Origin of the sequence: Streptomyces macrolidinus (genome assembly GCF_023887685.1) — a bacterium.
Taxonomy (GTDB): domain Bacteria; phylum Actinomycetota; class Actinomycetes; order Streptomycetales; family Streptomycetaceae; genus Streptomyces; species Streptomyces macrolidinus.
In genome coordinates this window covers 1-1,736 of the sequence record NZ_JAMWMR010000087.1, presented here as the reverse complement: position 1 = coordinate 1,736, position 1,736 = coordinate 1, and the positions used below count along the sequence as shown (strand labels likewise).

The 1,736-nt window shown below is 68.8% G+C and carries 1 protein-coding gene and 1 pseudogene; both read left to right on the top strand.

Features of this window, described 5'->3' with window-relative positions:
* Positions 1–1,530, top strand: a pseudogene (locus tag NGF19_RS30320) (acyl-CoA carboxylase subunit beta); the annotation flags it as partial.
* 30 nt (positions 1,531–1,560) lie between these two features.
* The coding region (locus NGF19_RS30315) for an acyl-CoA carboxylase subunit epsilon (protein WP_252429134.1) at positions 1,561–1,736 on the top strand (176 nt) is incomplete at its 3' end.

The following is a 1,736-nucleotide window of genomic DNA, read 5'->3' as shown; positions in this document are numbered from 1 at the left end:
GCCGAGCTGCACGAGATGCGTGCGCGGGCCCTGGCAGGCCCCAGCGAGAAGGCGACCGAGGCGCAGCACGCCAAGGGCAAGCTGACGGCGCGTGAGCGTATCGAGCTGCTGCTGGACGCGGGCTCGTTCCAAGAGGTCGAGCAGTTGCGCAGGCACCGGGCGACCGGGTTCGGCCTGGAGGCCAAGAAGCCGTACACGGACGGTGTGGTCACCGGCTGGGGCACGGTGGAGGGCCGTACGGTCTTCGTCTACGCCCATGACTTCCGTATCTTCGGCGGTGCGCTGGGCGAGGCCCATGCCACGAAGATCCACAAGATCATGGACATGGCGATCGCGGCGGGTGCGCCGCTGGTCTCGCTCAACGACGGCGCGGGCGCCCGTATCCAGGAGGGTGTCAGCGCGCTCGCCGGTTACGGCGGCATCTTCCAGCGCAACACCAGGGCCTCCGGGGTGATCCCGCAGATCTCGGTGATGCTCGGCCCGTGTGCGGGCGGCGCCGCCTACTCCCCGGCGCTGACGGACTTCGTGTTCATGGTCCGTGACACCTCGCAGATGTTCATCACGGGCCCGGACGTGGTCAAGGCCGTGACCGGTGAGGAGATCAGCCAGAACGGGCTGGGCGGCGCCGATGTGCACGCCGAGACCTCCGGTGTGTGCCACTTCGCCTACGACGACGAGGAGACGTGCATCGCCGAGGTGCGCTTCCTCCTCTCGCTCCTCCCGCAGAACAACCGGGAGAACCCGCCGCGGGTCGCGACCGCGGACCCGGCGGACCGCCGCGGTGACGCCCTGCTGGACCTGGTCCCGGCGGACGGCAACCGGCCCTACGACATGACGAAGGTCATCGAGGAGATCGTCGACGACGGCGAGTACCTGGAGGTCCACGAGCGCTGGGCGCGCAACGTCATCTGCGCGCTGGCCCGTCTCGACGGCTAGGTGGTGGGCATCATCGCCAACCAGCCGCAGACGCTCGCGGGTGTGCTGGACATCGAGGCGTCGGAAAAGGCTGCGCGATTTGTGCAGATGTGTGACGCTTTCAATATCCCGTTGGTGACGTTCCTGGACGTTCCCGGGTTCCTTCCGGGTGTCGACCAGGAGCACGGCGGAATCATCCGGCACGGCGCGAAGCTGCTCTACGCCTACTGCAACGCGACCGTGCCGAGGATCTCGCTGATCCTGCGCAAGGCGTACGGCGGTGCCTACATCGTGATGGACAGCCAGTCCATCGGGGCCGACCTCACCTTCGCCTGGCCCACCAACGAGATCGCCGTGATGGGTGCGGAGGGCGCCGCCAACGTCATCTTCCGCCGCCAGATCGCCGCGGCCGAGGACCCCGAGGCCATGCGGCAGAAGATGGTCAAGGAATACAAGTCCGAGCTGATGCACCCGTACTACGCAGCCGAACGAGGCCTCGTGGACGACGTCATCGACCCCGCCGAGACGCGTGAGGTCCTGATCAGGTCGCTCGCGATGCTGCACGCCAAGCACGCCGACCTGCCCTCCCGCAAGCACGGCAACCCGCCGCAGTAGCGGACCCCTCTCTTACGGAGACCCACACCCATGAGCAACGCCGACATCCGCGTCGAGAAGGGCTACGCCGAGCCCGAGGAAGTGGCCGCCATCACGGCCGTCCTCCTGGCCCGCGCCGCCGCCCAGCCGCCCTCCACGACCCCGGCCCACCGAGGCCGCGCCAAGGCGGGCTGGCGCCGCCTGGACCGCGAGCCGGGCTTCCGCGC